Source organism: Lyngbya sp. CCY1209, from assembly GCF_055795065.1.
Map to the genome: position 1 here is coordinate 1 of NZ_JAYFER010000072.1, position 314 is coordinate 314.

A 314-nucleotide genomic window follows, 5' to 3' on the forward strand; every position below is an offset into this window, starting at 1 on the left:
TTAATCAGGGCGGCTTGAGGTGCAGTTTTGTGATTTTTAATCACCTCTTTTACCTTTTCAATGTGGGCTTTGATTGCTTCCTTGTCCGGTTTGGCGTGGGTTACGAAACCTAGTAATCTACTGACCTTTCCCCCACTTTTTCCGGATACGTGTTTACCTGCAGGATATTGCCTAATATTGAACCCTAGAAAATCAAAACCGGGTGCGACCATTTTTCCATTTACTTCTATTTCTTGAAGTGTGTGACAGATTCTTGTCTTTTCCGGCTTGAGTTGGAGTCCAATGGGCTTTAACCAATCGGAGATGGCAATCTT

At 42.7% G+C, this 314-nt stretch carries 1 pseudogene; it reads right to left on the minus strand.

The features are described 5' to 3' along the window. Window positions 1-314, minus strand: a pseudogene (locus AC0QHF_RS00365) (group II intron reverse transcriptase/maturase); the annotation flags it as partial.